Annotated in this window: 13 protein-coding genes; 9 read left to right on the top strand and 4 right to left on the bottom strand. The window is 62.0% G+C overall.

The genetic code is table 11. The annotated features are described in order from the left end of the window. Nucleotides 1-32 precede the first annotated feature (32 nt). The 3 genes from K5Q02_RS23425 to K5Q02_RS23435 form a co-directional block, all read right to left on the bottom strand. Complete coding sequence (locus K5Q02_RS23425) at nucleotides 33-422, bottom strand: response regulator (RefSeq protein WP_225834883.1); 390 nt, start codon at nucleotides 420-422, stop codon at nucleotides 33-35. A 139-nt stretch (nucleotides 423-561) separates the two neighbouring features. Next, nucleotides 562-2,523: a methyl-accepting chemotaxis protein gene (locus K5Q02_RS23430; protein ID WP_225834885.1), complete on the bottom strand. Its 1,962-nt coding sequence runs from the start codon at nucleotides 2,521-2,523 to the stop codon at nucleotides 562-564. A gap of 191 nt (nucleotides 2,524-2,714) precedes the next feature. After that, entirely contained in the window at nucleotides 2,715-3,119 is a 405-nt protein-coding gene (locus K5Q02_RS23435; RefSeq protein ID WP_225834887.1) for a GFA family protein, read from the bottom strand. Nucleotides 3,120-3,217: 98 nt separating this feature from the next. Between K5Q02_RS23435 and K5Q02_RS23440 the strand changes: the two genes are divergently transcribed. The 3 genes from K5Q02_RS23440 to K5Q02_RS23450 all read left to right on the top strand — a co-directional run bounded on the left by K5Q02_RS23440 (nucleotide 3,218) and on the right by K5Q02_RS23450 (nucleotide 6,620). Then, nucleotides 3,218-4,132: an AEC family transporter gene (locus K5Q02_RS23440; protein WP_225834890.1), complete on the top strand. Its 915-nt coding sequence runs from the start codon at nucleotides 3,218-3,220 to the stop codon at nucleotides 4,130-4,132. 307 nt (nucleotides 4,133-4,439) lie between these two features. Next, the gene (locus K5Q02_RS23445; RefSeq protein WP_225834897.1) at nucleotides 4,440-5,744 is read left to right on the top strand and encodes a CitMHS family transporter; all 1,305 of its coding nucleotides are present in this window, start codon (nucleotides 4,440-4,442) and stop codon (nucleotides 5,742-5,744) included. A gap of 102 nt (nucleotides 5,745-5,846) precedes the next feature. After that, nucleotides 5,847-6,620, top strand: coding sequence for a TerC family protein (locus tag K5Q02_RS23450; RefSeq protein ID WP_225834899.1), 774 nt, complete (start codon nucleotides 5,847-5,849; stop codon nucleotides 6,618-6,620). Nucleotides 6,621-6,706: 86 nt separating this feature from the next. Here the strand turns inward: K5Q02_RS23450 and K5Q02_RS23455 are convergent, their stop codons facing one another. Continuing rightward, a complete protein-coding gene (locus K5Q02_RS23455; RefSeq protein ID WP_225834905.1) occupies nucleotides 6,707-7,405 on the bottom strand; it encodes a LexA family transcriptional regulator in 699 nt (232 codons plus the stop codon). Between the two features lie 226 nt (nucleotides 7,406-7,631). On the opposite strand from K5Q02_RS23455, the gene K5Q02_RS23460 reads away from it, so the two are divergent. The 6 genes from K5Q02_RS23460 to K5Q02_RS23485 are packed head-to-tail and all read left to right on the top strand — an operon-like array spanning nucleotide 7,632 to nucleotide 14,578. Further along, the gene (locus K5Q02_RS23460; protein ID WP_225834907.1) at nucleotides 7,632-10,037 is read left to right on the top strand and encodes a TonB-dependent receptor plug domain-containing protein; all 2,406 of its coding nucleotides are present in this window, start codon (nucleotides 7,632-7,634) and stop codon (nucleotides 10,035-10,037) included. A 10-nt stretch (nucleotides 10,038-10,047) separates the two neighbouring features. Continuing rightward, nucleotides 10,048-10,785 carry an amino acid ABC transporter permease gene (locus tag K5Q02_RS23465; RefSeq protein WP_225834909.1) on the top strand — a complete coding sequence of 246 codons (738 nt, stop codon included), beginning with the start codon at nucleotides 10,048-10,050 and terminating at the stop codon, nucleotides 10,783-10,785. Then, nucleotides 10,782-11,597, top strand: coding sequence for an amino acid ABC transporter permease (locus K5Q02_RS23470; protein ID WP_225834910.1), 816 nt, complete (start codon nucleotides 10,782-10,784; stop codon nucleotides 11,595-11,597). The genes K5Q02_RS23465 and K5Q02_RS23470 overlap by 4 nt, the downstream gene beginning before the upstream one ends. Continuing rightward, nucleotides 11,590-12,342, top strand: coding sequence for an amino acid ABC transporter ATP-binding protein (locus K5Q02_RS23475; RefSeq protein WP_225834912.1), 753 nt, complete (start codon nucleotides 11,590-11,592; stop codon nucleotides 12,340-12,342). The genes K5Q02_RS23470 and K5Q02_RS23475 overlap by 8 nt, the downstream gene beginning before the upstream one ends. Nucleotides 12,343-12,350: 8 nt before the next feature. Continuing rightward, nucleotides 12,351-13,691 carry an LLM class flavin-dependent oxidoreductase gene (locus K5Q02_RS23480; RefSeq protein WP_225834914.1) on the top strand — a complete coding sequence of 447 codons (1,341 nt, stop codon included), beginning with the start codon at nucleotides 12,351-12,353 and terminating at the stop codon, nucleotides 13,689-13,691. Beyond that, a complete protein-coding gene (locus K5Q02_RS23485; protein ID WP_225834916.1) occupies nucleotides 13,688-14,578 on the top strand; it encodes a transporter substrate-binding domain-containing protein in 891 nt (296 codons plus the stop codon). Before K5Q02_RS23480 ends, K5Q02_RS23485 begins: the two co-directional genes overlap by 4 nt. The last annotated feature ends 2 nt before the right edge of the window (nucleotides 14,579-14,580 follow it).

A 14,580-nucleotide genomic window follows, 5' to 3' on the forward strand; every position in this document is an offset into this window, starting at 1 on the left:
CAGCGAGGCAGCGCAGCCTTCGCTAAAAACCATCAAACCGGCTGAATGCCAGCCTGGGGGGCTTTTTCGGGGATCATCGCTGCGCACATGGCGAGGAGCTGGTTGACCGTCCACGGCTTGGGGATCACCGCCACGTTCAGGCCTTCGAAATCGGTCGTTCCTTCCAGGAAACCGGAAGAGATGATGATCGGCAGATCCGGGAAACGGTCGCGGATCAGGTGAGCGAGAAAGATACCGTCGATGTCGCCGGGCATGCTGAAGTCGGTCAGCACCATCTGCACCTGACCATCGCTGCTGGAAAGGAACTCCCAGGCGTCATCGGCACAGGGGAAGGCTTTCACCTGGTGACCTTCTTCTTCGAAGATCTCCACGAGGAGCTCTCTGATGGAGCGTTCGTCTTCGGCTATGACTATCAGTGGCATCGCATGGATCCGGGCAGTAGGAGTCAGGCTCTGACCAGCGGCCATGAGCAAGATTTCATAAATATCCGCACCCTGCCGACTGGCGGCAGCAGCGCCAACCATGACGCTGCCTGCAGGGCAGGCAACGTCAGCGCTCCCGTCACTCCAGGCGGAAACGGCTCACCAGGTTCTGCTGGTGCTCGGCCAGCCGCGCCAGCTCCAGGCTGGTGACTGCGGTTTGTTCGGCACCGGAACTGACTTGAATGGCGACATCGTTGATCTCGACCACGTTACGGTTGATGTCTTCGGCGACCGCACTCTGCTCTTCAGCAGCCGTGGCGATCTGCATGTTGCGGTCGTTGATACCGGCGACGCCGGCGGCGATATCGGCCAGCAGGTCACCGGCGCGCTCGATGTTGGCCGCCCCAGCCCGCGCTTTGCCGAGAGTCTCCTCCATGGAGTGCGTGGCGAGATCCGAGCCTTTCTGCAGATTGGCGATCATCTGCTGAATGTTGCCGGTGGACTCTTGGGTCTTCTGCGCTAGCGTACGCACTTCGGAGGCAACCACCGCGAAGCCGCGACCGTGATCGCCGGCCCGCGCCGCTTCGATGGCTGCGTTGAGGGCCAGCAGGTTGGTTTGATCGGCAATACCACGGATCACGTCGAGCACGCTGGAGATCAAATCACTCTCGTGCTTCAGATCGCCAATGATCCGCGCCGTCTCATCGGCCTGGGTCGAGAGCTCGCGGATAACCGCCACAGTGCGTTCGATTTCCTGGCGGCCCTGGGTGGTGTTGAGGTTCACCTGGCGGGACATTTCCGCAGCATCACTGGTGCTCTGCGCCACGTCGCGAACCGTCGCGCTCATTTCGTTGATGGCGGTCACCACCAGTTCGGTGCCCTGGCGCTGACGTTCCAGGCTGTTGCTGGTCTGCAGGGTGACCGCCGAGCACTCTTCGGCAGCCGTCGCGACCTGGGCGGTAGCCGAGCCGATTTCCCGGACGATCTGCGTCAGCTCCTCGGCCATGATATTGAGGTTGCGGGTGATTTCACCGAACTCATCCTTGCCCACATAGGCCGAGCGTGCGGTCAGATCACGCTGCGAAAGGGCCAGCAGCGCGGTGTTCGCCTCGCGCACGGCGTAGTTGATGTTGCTGATGATCAGGTAAGACAGCACGGCCACCACCGCCAGCGCCGCCAGCACGCCGATCACCGTCATCCACAGTACGCCGGCAGCCTTGTCGCGGGCCTGGGCGGCCAGGATGCCGACATTCTGGCCCAGTTCGGTCTCCACTTCGCCCATCAGGTCGATGCGGTTGGTGGAGGTCTGAAACCAGTCGGTGGCCTTGACGCCCAGCGGCTGGCCAAGCGGCGTTTCGAAGGCCAGTTTCTGCAGCCGGGCAACTTCCAGTGCGCTGGGCTGCTGCATCTTCTCGTCGAGTTTGCGCACGAAATCGGCGGACGCATTGCGGCGGAAGCCTTCCGAGTACGCGGAGAACTCACCGAGGTTACGGCTGAAGGTGGATAGCAGTTCCGCGTCGAAGCGGCCCTGATTGAACACCACGCCGAGCATGGCGCGTTCACGCCCGGCCCGCTCTTTCATCTCGATGAACTGGGTGAGCGATGACAGTGCGCGGGCCAGCGAAGGATCGTCGACACTGCGCTCAAGGCCGTGGGTGTAGCCGATCAGGGTACGGATGATGGCGGTATAACGCGCCCCCGACTCACGGTTGTCGATCGCCAGCTTGTCGATCTGCCCGCGGGTCGCATCGAGGCCGCTCAACGCAGCCAGCGCTTCATCGAGCTGTGCGCCCGAGCTGCCGGATAACGCACGTGCTTCAACCAGCGCCGTGTCGGTCTGCCCACGCATGCGTAGCAGAACGTCCTGCATGCTCTTGCCCTTGCTACCGAGGAACACGCCACTGGCACCCCGCTCACGCTGCACCACGGTAATCAACTGGCTGATCTTCTGAGCAGCAGCGCTGGCCTCCTGGGTTCGATCCATTTCCTCCAGGGTTTGATAGCTCCCCACCACCTGCAATGCAGCCAACCAGAGAAAACCGAGTACCGGACAGGCGAGGATCAGCAACAGCTTGAGGCTCAATGGGATATTTCTGAGCACGGTGTAGTACCTATTTCATCTGCTTCGCTGGTATTCCCTGACGAAGCGAAAACAATTGCCTGCCGTCGCGCTTTTTATTGGCGGCGCGTTGAGCAGGAGTAGGCGCATGTATATGCGGCACACAAAAGCATTTGGATAAGGCAGATGGAGTGTTCATCGGCTCGGCACGAACATTCTTTAGGTGCTTTCAGTCAGCCGATCCACTCCTGTGTTTCTGCCGGCAAGTGCGTGTCCACTTGCAGCCAGGACAACTTGCTCTGCGTCCAGATATGCCGATCCGCAGGCGCCTGTTCCGGGTGATCCAGCGTCGCGATGGTCACATCCATCGACTGCGGACTCAGGGTGGTGAACAAAGCAAGGTGCCCACCGCACCGAGCGCAGAAATACCGTGTGCAGGTTGGCGACGAGTCGAAACGCGCCGCTTCACCCTGCAGCCAGGTGAAGCGATCCAGGGGCACGGTGATCCAGGTGACCAGAATGCCGCCGGTGCTACGCCGGCAGATCGAGCAGTGGCAATGGGCGATATCGCTCAATGGCGCCTGGAACTGATAACGCAATGCGCCGCACTGGCAGCCACCGCTATGTAGATCGCTCATGGTTCTCTCCTGAAGCCTGTTGGTATCGGGCACGCATCCGGCTTGCCTGATGCTACGGCACTGGCGAAGATGCACGTTCACCACCACCGGGGGCTCCCGTGATCGAACTGCTTCTGGCCCTCTGGCCACTCTTCGCCCTGATCGTTGCCGGTTATGAACTGCGCCGTCGCGGTTTTCCCAGTGAAGCCTTCTGGCCTGGCGCCGAACGCCTCAACTACTTCATTCTATTCCCCGCCCTGCTGTTCAACAGCCTGGCCACCGCGCCGCTGGACAACCCGCAGCTACCACGGCTGGCGCTGGCCGTGCTGCTCGGCCTGGGTATCGCCTGGCTGGCGCTGTTGATCGTACGCCGTGTACGCGGCTGGCCGGCGTCACGCTTCGGCGCGTTCAGCCAGGGCATTCTGCGCTTCAACACCTATCTGGGCCTGGCGGCGGTGGGCAGCCTGTTCGGCCAGCCGGGCCTGACCCTGGCGGCGTTGATGCTGGCGCTGATGGTGCCGACCGCCAACGTGCTGTCGGTGTGGTCGCTAACCGCCGAGCGTGGCGTCGGCGTACGCAGCCTGCTGTTGCCGATCATCCGCAACCCGCTGATCCTCGCCTGCCTGGCCGGCGCTCTGCTCAACCTCAGTGGGCTCGGATTGCCGGGCGGCAGCGACCGTCTGCTCAGCCTGCTCGCTGCCGCCAGCCTGCCCTTGGGCTTGCTGTGTGTCGGTGCGGCACTGAAACCCGAACAACTGGGCGGCGAGGTTCCGGCTTTGGCCTGGAACAGCCTGCTGCGCTTGTTGCTGATGCCGCTGCTGGCTTTCGCGGTGGCTTACGGTCTGCAGTTACCGGCGATGGAAAGCACCGTGCTGGTACTGTTCTTCGCGCTGCCCACCGCCCCCACCTCTTATGTGCTCACTCGCCAGTTGGGCGGCGATGGAAATCTGATGGCCGGCATCATCACCCTGCAGCATCTGCTGGCTGCCGCCTCACTTGTCGGCATGCTGTATTTGCTGGAGCACCTGCTCTAGCGGGCGGGTAGTGCGGGCTTACCAGCCCGCATCGCCACCTCAACAAACACCCTGCGCAGCAAGAATTACCTGTATTTGGCGAAAGCTGGCTGAAAGCTTCGTGCTCTAGCATCCGCCCACTGACCGACAAAGATCGGTCGATGAGCTGCCGCCAGAGAGGCCCGCAGCTGCCGTCAACAAGAACAAAACAGGTGATTAACCATGCTCCGCCCTAGCTCCCCACGCCTGCTGCACCCCCTCCGTTCGCCCCGTCGCTAACGCTGACCGCCTTTTCGCACCGTAGCCGAATCACGTCCGGAGAATCTCCATGCTGACTTTCCTTGGCTTTGCCATGGTTTCGACTTTCATGTACCTGATCATGAGCAAACGCCTATCGGCGCTCATCGCTCTGATCATCATCCCGATCATCTTCGCCCTGATCGGTGGTTTCGCCACCCAGATCGGCCCGATGATGCTCGAAGGCATCAGCAAGCTCGCGCCTACCGGCGTGATGCTGATGTTCGCCATCCTCTACTTCGCCATCATGATCGACTCGGGTCTGTTCGATCCGCCTGTGCGCCTGATCCTCAAGCTGGTCAAGGGTGACCCGCTGAAGGTCGCTGTCGGTACCGTGGCCCTGGCCCTGATCGTTTCCCTGGACGGCGACGGCTCGACCACCTACATGATCTGCGTTGGCGCCATGCTGCCGCTGTACAGCCGTTTGAAGATGAGCCCGACCATCATGGCCGGCCTGATCATCATGGCCGGCGGCATCATGAACATGACCCCGTGGGGCGGCCCGACCGCTCGCGCAGCCAGCGCCCTGCACGTCGATCCATCGGACGTCTTCGTGCCGATGATTCCGGGCATGATCGTTGGCGCCATCGTGCTGTTCGGCGTGGCTTACTACTATGGTCTGCGTGAACGCAAGCGCCTGGGCGTGCTGCAACTGCCGGAAGGCAAGATCACCCAGGACGAGATCAGCGTTTCGCAGTTCCCGGAAGCTCGTCGTCCGAAGCTGATTCTGATCAACGCCCTCCTCACCGTGATCCTGATGACCACGCTGATCGCCGGCCTGCTGCCGATGCCCGTGCTGTTCATGATCGCCTTCAGTATCGCGATGATCATCAACTACCCGTGCCTGCAGCAGCAGAAGGATCGTATCTCTGCCCACGCCGGCAACGTCCTGGCGGTAGTCGGCCTGATCTTTGCCGCGGGCATCTTCACCGGCATCCTCACCGGTACCGGCATGGTCGACGCCATGTCGAAAAGCCTGCTGGCCGTGATCCCCGATGCAATGGGCCCACACCTGGCGGTGATCACCGCACTGGTGAGCCTGCCATTCACCTTCTTCATGTCCAACGACGCCTTCTACTACGGCATCCTGCCGGTGCTCAACCAGGCGGCGTCGGGCTACGGCATCAGCGCCGTGGAGATGGCGCGGGCGTCGATCGTTGGCCAGCCGGTGCACTTGCTCAGCCCGCTGGTTCCCTCGACCTACCTGCTGATCGGCCTGGCGAAGATCGAGTTCGGTGACCTGCAGCGCTTCACCCTGAAATGGGCGGTACTGATCTGCATGGCCATCCTGGCGGCAGCCTTGGTGCTAGGCGTATTTCCGCTATTCGGTAGCTGATCCGCACACATTTTGACGAAATTTTCACACGACTGGCGCTAGAATTCGGCACCCTGGCCGCGTTTTCGCGCCAGTCGTCCAATCACTTGCAAGGAACATCTAATGGAATGGCTGACCAACCCGGAAATCTGGGTTGCCTTCTTGACTCTGACTGCCCTGGAAATCGTTCTGGGCATCGACAACATCATCATGATCGCAATTCTGGTCAGCCGCATGCCGCAGCACCTGCAAGCGCGCACCCGCTTCTTCGGCCTGGCCCTGGCGATGGTCACGCGCATCCTGCTGCTGCTCTCCATCACCTGGATCATGCGCCTCACCGCGGATCTGTTCTTCATCTTCGGCCAAGGCATTTCCGGCCGTGACCTGATCCTGTTCTTCGGTGGCCTGTTCCTGCTCTGGAAGAGCAGCAGCGAGATCTATCACAGCCTGGAAGGCGAAGAAGAGAACGTGGAAGCGCCAAAGGGTGCGGCCAAGCACTTCATCGGCACCATCATTCAGATCGCCATCATCGACATCGTGTTCTCGCTGGACTCGGTGATCACCGCCGTCGGCATGGTTTCCCATGTACCGGTCATGGTCGCGGCCATCGTCGTTGCCGTCATCGTGATGATGATCTGCGCCGGCACCATCAGTGACTTCATCGAGAAGCACCCGAGCCTGAAGATTCTCGCCCTGTCGTTCCTCATCGTGGTCGGTACCGTGCTGATCGCCGAGAGCTTCGAAGTCCACGTACCGAAAGGCTACGTCTACTTCGCCATGGCCTTCTCGCTGGGTGTCGAAGCGTTGAACATCCGCCTGCGTGGCGCCCGCCGCCGCGCAGAAGGCAAGGACGACGTAGACCCGGTGAAACTGCGCAAGGATGTTCCTGGGCAGTGATCGGCTCACGCTGATGCAATACGAAAACGGGGCCTGAAAAGGCCCCGTTTTTTTATGCCTATCAAAAAACAGCGTATGGAGCAGCGCTAAAGCAACGCCCCTCGCCACACCACACGCCCGACAATCTCCAGCGCTTCGCGCGGCACTTCGAACTCGCGGTGGGTCGGGTTATCGCACAGCGTGCGCACCTTGCCGCCCGGCTGCAGTTGCAGGCGGCGAATCAATAGGCTGTCGGCATCCTGGATCACATAGATCTTGTCGTCCTGGATGTCCTTGGCATTGACGTCGATCAGCACCAGATCCTCGTCACGCACGGTAGGCGACATGCTGTCACCGCGAATCTGCATGGCCGCCAGCGTCTTGCTGTCCAGCCCATGGCTGCCCAGCCAGAAACGACAGAACGCTTGCGAGGTTAGGTTTTTCTTGCGCCCGGGAATCACCTCGTCACCGGGCGATTCCGCTGTACCGAGAAACGGCAGCAGAGTCAGCGAGCCTGGGCGTGCCGCTTCGGCACTTTTTTCCATCGCCCCCTCGCCGGTCGCCAGCCAATTCAGATTGACACCTGCCGCCTGAGCGAGGCTGATCAGCACCTTGCGCGAGGGCTCTCCTCCATTGAGGTAACGACTGAATCCGCTGTTGGATATTCCGGCTTTTTTCGCCAATGCGCTGGCATTTCCGGCGATCGAGCAGATTTTCTTCAATCGCTCGACAAAGTCATCGACGGCAGGTACTGCAGCAACCTGCTCTTCCTTGGCAGCCCCCGAATCACTCTTTAGCGAAAACATTGCTCTATAAATCTCCTATCGCGAATATTGATAGATCAAAAAGTTATTTCTAATAAAAATTAAATCCAATAGAGTTATTTTAACCTTGGCAAAAAGCCTAAGCAGATTTAATCCTAGAGGATACCTGCATAAGAGCCAAGAAAAGACCCAGATAATTTTCGCTATCGCGTACCTGTCGGCAGATCGCGTATGAATCAAGTCATGCATTCACGATCGAGCCAACGCCATGAGAAAAAGATCTTACGCCTCTGCCTTGCGTGCACTCCCCCTGTTCGGCCTGAGCGGGCTGGCATTTGCCGTCCAGGCCCAGACGCCAACCGGCGCCACCGCCAACGCGCTGGATACCGTGGTCGTCACCGGTACCCGAGCGACCGGCAAGCTGGCCAGTGAAGCGCTGCAACCCATCGATGTCATCACCGCCGAACAGCTGAGCAGTCAGGGCACTGCGGATCTGGCCGGCGCCTTGAACAAGCTGCTGCCGTCAATCAGCGTACCGCGGCCACACAACACGGTCGGCAGCGAAGCTGTACGCCCGCTGGTAATGCGTGGCCTGGCACCTGATCAGGTACTGGTGCTGGTCAACGGCAAGCGCCGCAACGGTGGCGCGTTCCTCAACACCGGCGGCGCACTGGGGCGCGGTACCAACCCTACGGATTTGGGCGCCATCCCGGTATCCGCCATCGAGCGCGTCGAAGTGCTGCGTGATGGTGCCTCGGCCCGCTATGGCTCGGATGCCATTGCCGGGGTGATCAACATCATCCTCAAGAACCAAAGCGAAGGCGGCGCGGTGAATGCCACTCTGGGTCGTTACGACGATGGCGACGGCACGCGCCGTGAGCTGCAGGGCTACACTGGCTTCGCCCTCGGTGATCGTGGTTCGCTGACGCTGTCGGCCGAAGGCCAGCACAACGAGGCCACCAACCGCGCAGGTGGCGATACCTCGCCGGCTGCGCAAACCGACGGCCTGACCGGCCAGACCACCCACAAGATCGGCGCCCCAGCGTTGGAGAGCAGCAAGCTGGCCTTCAACGGCGACTTCCAGGTCAACGACGCGCTCAACCTCTACAGCTTCGGCACCTACAGCCACCGTGAAGCGCAAAGCCATTACGGCCGACAGCGGCCAACCGCCGTGGTCGCCAATATCTACCCGGAAGGTTTCCTGCCGCGTTACGACCCGGAGATCGACGACCTCGGCCTGGTGATCGGTGGCCGCGGCAACCTCACCGACGACTGGAAATATGACGCCTCGGTGGACTGGGGCCGCAACACCTACAAGCCCTACATCAAGAGCATGAACATCTCGCTCTACACCGCCACAGGCAGCTCGCCCACGCACTTCTACAACGGCACCTACGAAACCACCCAGAGCGTCGGTAATCTCAACCTGTCGCGCACCTTCGATGTGGGTCTGGCCTCGCCGTTGTCGCTGGCCCTCGGCGTGGAATACCAGTCGCAGGAACTGCAGATCGAGGCCGGCGACGCGGCGTCCTGGTTCGGCGCGGGCGCACTGGCCATGCCGGGTATTTCCCCACAGAGTGCGGGGGACTGGAGCCGCCACAGCCTGGCCAATTACATCGACCTGGAAGTCAAACCGACCGACAAACTCACCCTGTCGCTGGCAGCCCGTCACGAGGATTACAGCGACTTCGGCAACTCGGTATCCGGCTCGTTTTCAGGGCGCTACGACTTCACGCCACGGGTTGCCCTGCGTGGTTCCATCTCCAATGGTTTCCGTGCCCCCAGCCTGACCCAGCAACACTATTCCAGCATCCAGACTCAAGGACAGGATCTGGGTGCCGGCGTGGTCACCGTGCAGTCCGGCACCTTTGCCGTGGATTCGAACATTGCCCGCCTGCTCGGCGCCGAGGATCTGGAAGCGGAGAAATCCCTGAGCCAGACCCTTGGCCTGGTATTGCGCCCGACCGACAACCTGAGCCTGACACTGGACGCCTACCGGATCAGCGTGGCGGATCGCATCAACCTGTCATCCAGCCTCCCCGTCAGTTCGGCAGCAGTGCGTCAGTTCCTCGCGAACAACGGCGTGACCGACGACAACTACCAGAGCGTGCGGTACATGACCAATGCGGCGGACACTCGCACCATTGGCGTCGATCTGGCTGGCGAGCATCGCTACCGGCTGGACAATGGTGACCTGTTCAAGAGCACCGTGGCCTACTCCTACAACCGCACCAAGATCACCGACCAGGCCGCCAGTCCGGCAATCCTGCAACAGCTAAATATTCCCGTGAGCCTGGTGGAGCGCCGCGAAATCGGCCAGCTCACCGACACCAACCCTCGGCACAAGCTGATTCTGGCTGGCGACTACTCGTTCACCCAGCAAGGCATCGACCTGCACGCCGCGCTGAATCGCTATGGCTCGTTCTGGATCTACAGCAACACCAACCCGTCGCTCGACCAGAAGTTCGCCTCCAAGTGGACGGTGGATCTATCCGCCTCCTACTCCTGGGCCGACAACTGGAAGCTGAGCGTTGGTGCCGACAACCTGTTCGACGTGCGCCCGGATCGCACCCGCCCGGAAAACAACACCGGCGGCTCGTTCCAGTACACCAGCTACTCACCGTTGTCGCCGGACGGCGCCTTCTACTACGCCAACCTGAATTACTCCTGGTAAGGCGACCGTCATGGATGCGTTGCAACAGGCCCTCACAGGGCTGGGAATAAACCTGACGATCCTCTGGGATCCGATCGACCGCCAGCGTTTCCTGCTGGGCCTCGGGCTAACCCTCGCGCTGAGTGTGATCAGCGCGTTGATCGCCCTGGCGATCGGCGTGGTCGGCGCCTGGATGAAAGGCTCGCGCTGGCTCTTCGCACGTCAGCTAGTGGGGCTGTACATCGAAGTGCTGCGCAACACCCCGCTGCTGATCCAACTGTTCTTCTTCTACTTCGGTCTTGGCGCGCTGCTGTCGTTCGAGCTGAACGAAGGCGGCGTGCAGAACCAGTTGCTCACCAACTTCCTCTGGGCGGTGTTCGTGCTGGGGCTGCATGGCGGCGCGTATCAGGTCGAGGCGATTCGCGGCAGCCTGGATGCGGTGCCCACCTCCACCCGCGAGGCGGCTCAGTCCCTTGGGCTGGCGCCAGGGCAGATCTTTCGCAAGGTGGTGCTGCCACTGGCCCTGCGCAACAGCCTGCCGGCGCTGGGTAACGGCCTGGTGCAATCGGTGAAGTCCACCTCGGTGGCTTACGCCATCGCGGTGCCGGAGCTGACTTACGCGGCCAATCGGATCTGGAGCGACAACTACAACGTGCCGGAAATGATGGCCGTGCTGTTCCTCACCTATTTCCTTCTGCTCGGCGGCGTGTCCATGGGCATGCGCGCTCTGGAGCGGCGCTTGAAACTACCGGGGTACCACGGCGTATGAACAGGCAGACAGTGAGCGGCCAGCCAGTGGCTCGCCAACCTTGGAGCGCCTGGTACAAGGCGCTGCTAACGCCCATGGGTCTGCTGGCGCTGGCCGTACTGGCGGGTGCCGGTCATTGGCTGCTGGCCAACGGCGACGCTGTGAAGCTGCTGATCAGTTGGCTGCCTGCCCTGCTCGGCGGCTTCAGCGTGAACATCGGCATCGGCCTGGTCTCGGTGGTCTGCGCCACGCTACTCGGTGCCTTGCTCGGCGCCCTGCAGGTTTCGCCGCGAGCGGCACTGGCACGGCCAGCGCGCGGCTTCACCCTGTTCTTTCGCAATGCGCCCTGGCTGGTGGTGATCTTTTTCATGATGTACCTGATCCCCTTCGAGGTACGTGTGTTCGGCGAATACCGGCAGATTCCAGACTGGATCAAGGTTGCCATGGGCCTGTCGCTTACCGCCTCGGGTTATGCCGCCGAAGTGGTACGCGGCGGAATTCAGTCGATCCCCCTGGCGCAATGGGATGCCGCGGCTTCGCTGGGCCTGGATCGTCGCCAGATCCTGCGCAAGGTGATCATCCCCCAGGCGCTGCGCAGCATGCTGCCGGCCTGGATGAACCTCTATTGCACCGTGACCATGGCCACCGCCCTGGCCAGCCTTCTGGGCATCGAAGACATGATGACCACCATGCAGTTGCGCCTGGCCGGCGAGTCGCGCCCGGAACTGCTGCTGCCCGGTTATCTGTTCGTGTTCCTGGTGTTCTTTTTCTACATCTACCCGATCTCCCGTTACTCGAAAGTTCTGGAGCGCAAATGGAGCCCGCATGACTGAGCCAACCGTCCCATCGCGTCCGCAGATCGTCGTGCGCAATATCCGCAAATCCTTCCAGGACACCTTGGTTCTGGACGGTTTTTCTCTGGAAGTGGCGGCAGGCGAAATCGTCTGCCTGATCGGCCCGTCAGGCTCCGGCAAATCCACCCTGCTGCGCACCCTCAACGGCCTGGCGCCCATCGATGGCGGGGAGATCGAGGTCTGCGGCATTCGCGTCGACGACCCGCAGGTGGATCTGCTGGCGCTGCGCCGGCGCATCGGCCTGATCTTCCAGAGCTACAACCTGTTCCCGCACCTGAACGTGCTCGACAACATCACCCTTGCACCGACCAGCGTACTCAAGGAGCCCCTGGAAGAAGCCCGTGCCCATGCCCGCGAACTGCTGCGCAAGGTGCGCCTGGAAGACAAGGCGCTGGCGTTTCCCGGCCAGCTGTCCGGCGGCCAGCAGCAACGGGTGGCCATCGCCCGCAGCCTGGCGATGCGCCCCGACGTGATGATGTTCGACGAGGTAACCGCCGCACTGGATCCGGAGACCGTGAAAGAAGTGCTGACCACCATCAAGGACGTGGCCGCCAGTGGTGTGACCTGCCTGATCGTCACCCACGAAATGCAGTTCGCCCGCGGTATCGCCGACCGCATCTATTTCACCGACCAGGGCCGCATCGTCGAGCAGGGCCCACCCGCACAACTGTTCGCAGCGCCGCAAGATCCGCGCACCCAGCGCTTCCTCGAAAACTGCCTGTGAGAACCCCCATGACCGCCCCTCGGCACATCAAGCTGTTTCTGTTCCCCGCCGCCGCCGGCGCTCACGTGGCTGGCTGGCGCCACCCCGCGGCACGCAGCAATCTGCTGGATTTCGAAGCAGACCGCCGCACCGCAGCGATCGCCGAAGCCGCCGGGTTCGACGCGCTGTTCTTCGCCGACCGGCTGTCCTTTCCGGTACGTGACAACGCCACTGCCGAGCGTTCGGCTGGCAGCGCCGTACTGGAACCGCTGACATTGCTCGCCGCGCTGTCGGCCGTGACCCGGCAGATCGGCCTGGTGGCCACGGCCAGTACCTCCTACCACGAGCCTTACCACGTGGCGCGCAGCTTCGCCTCGCTCGACCACCTGAGCCACGGCCGCGCGGGCTGGAACATGGTCACCTCGCTGACCGACGCCGAGGCGGCCAACTTCGGCCGCGAGCAGCACTTCGAACACTCGGCCCGTTACGGACGTGCCGAGGAATTCGTCGATGTAGTGCGCGCGCTATGGGACAGCGTCGATGACAACGCCTTCATCCGCGACAAGAGCAGCGGCCGTTACGTCGACCTCAACCAGGTGCATGCCCTCAATCATCGCGGCGAACACTTCTCCGTGCGCGGCCCACTGAACGTGCCACGTCCGCCCCAAGGCCACCCGCTGCTGGTACAGGCCGGCTCTTCCGAGGAAGGCCTGCGTCTGGCCGCGCGCGTGGCTGACGTGGTGTTCACCACCCAACAGGAACTGCAACCGGCACAGGCTTTCTACCAGGCGCTCAAGGAGCGCGTGGTCGCCAATGGCCGCGCCGCTGATCAGCAACTGCTGATGCCCGGGTTGTCCGCCGTGGTCGGCCGCACCCGCCAGGAAGCACAGGACAAACTGCAGGCGCTCAACGAGCTGATCGATATTGATGTCGCCGTGGCGTTTCTTTCCGCGTTGTCCGGTGGAACCGACCTGTCGAGCTATCCGCTGGACGGCCCACTGCCCGACCTGACGCTCACCAACGGCAACCGCAGCAAGCAGGCGCTGTTCCTGCGCCAGGCGCGCGAGCACAACCTGAGCATCCGCCAATTGGCGATACAGGTCGCCGGTTCCGGCGGGCATCGGGTGGTCACCGGTACGGCCGAAGATATCGCCGACGATCTGCAGCGCTGGTTCGAAGGTGGCGCCGCGGATGGCTTCAATTTCAAACCGCTGTACCTGGACGACAACCTCAGCGAATTCGCTGATCAGGTGCTGCCGATCCTGCGTGACCGAGGGCTGTTCAAGCACGAATACGCCGACGGTACATTGCGCGAGAAACTGGGTCTGGCGCGCCCTGCCAATCGCTTTGCTGAAGGCGGTGCAGCATGAGCCGGACATGGATTCGCCACCCTGCCGCAGTCGCCAGCACCCTGCTGACGGCTCTGCTGACACTGCCCTGGAGTGCCGCCAGCCAGGCCGAGGAACTGGCCGATGGCCTGGCCTACATCAAGGAACGTGGGCGCGTGGCGGTGTGCACCACCATGGCGTTCCCACTGTTCGCCTATTACGACGAACAGGATAAGCCGGCCGGGCTGGTGCACGACCTGATCGTCGATGTGCACAAGCGCCTGGAGGCGCGTCTGGAAAAACCGCTGACGCTCAATGTGGTACGGGTCACGCCCACCAACCGTATCGAGTTCGTCCGCCAGGGACGTTGCGACTTCATGGTTTCGACCCTCTCCAACTCGCCGGAACGCAAAGCGCTGCTGGACTTCGCCGAGCCCGGTTTCTACCGCTCGGGCACCACCATCCTGGCGCTCAAATCGAGCCGTATCGACAGCTGGGAATCGCTGCGTGGCAAACCGGTGTGTTCGTCACCGACCAACTCCTGGCTGAAGACCGGCGAGCGGCGCTTCGGCATCGACTTCGTCACCTACTTCGGCGGCGAAGTCGATTCGCAGAAAGCCGTAGTCGATGGTCGCTGCGTGGGCCTGGTGGCCTACGACACCTACTTCGAGGTGCTGCTGCAGCGCGATAGCCACCAGGTGTGGAACAACTTCGAGATCAAGCTACCCAGCCAGGACTTCGCCTACTGGTCGATCACCCTGCGCAACGAACGCCCGCAACTGCGCGCCTTTCTCGACACGGTGGTCGCCGACTGGCACCGCAGCGGTTTGATCATCGATCTGGAAAAACGCTACGGCATCCCGGCCAACGCCTGGGTCGCCGAACAACACGCGCAGTACAGCGCCCAACAATCTGAAGTGGAGAACTGAGA

Source organism: Pseudomonas sp. MM211 (assembly GCF_020386635.1).
GTDB lineage: Bacteria > Pseudomonadota > Gammaproteobacteria > Pseudomonadales > Pseudomonadaceae > Aquipseudomonas.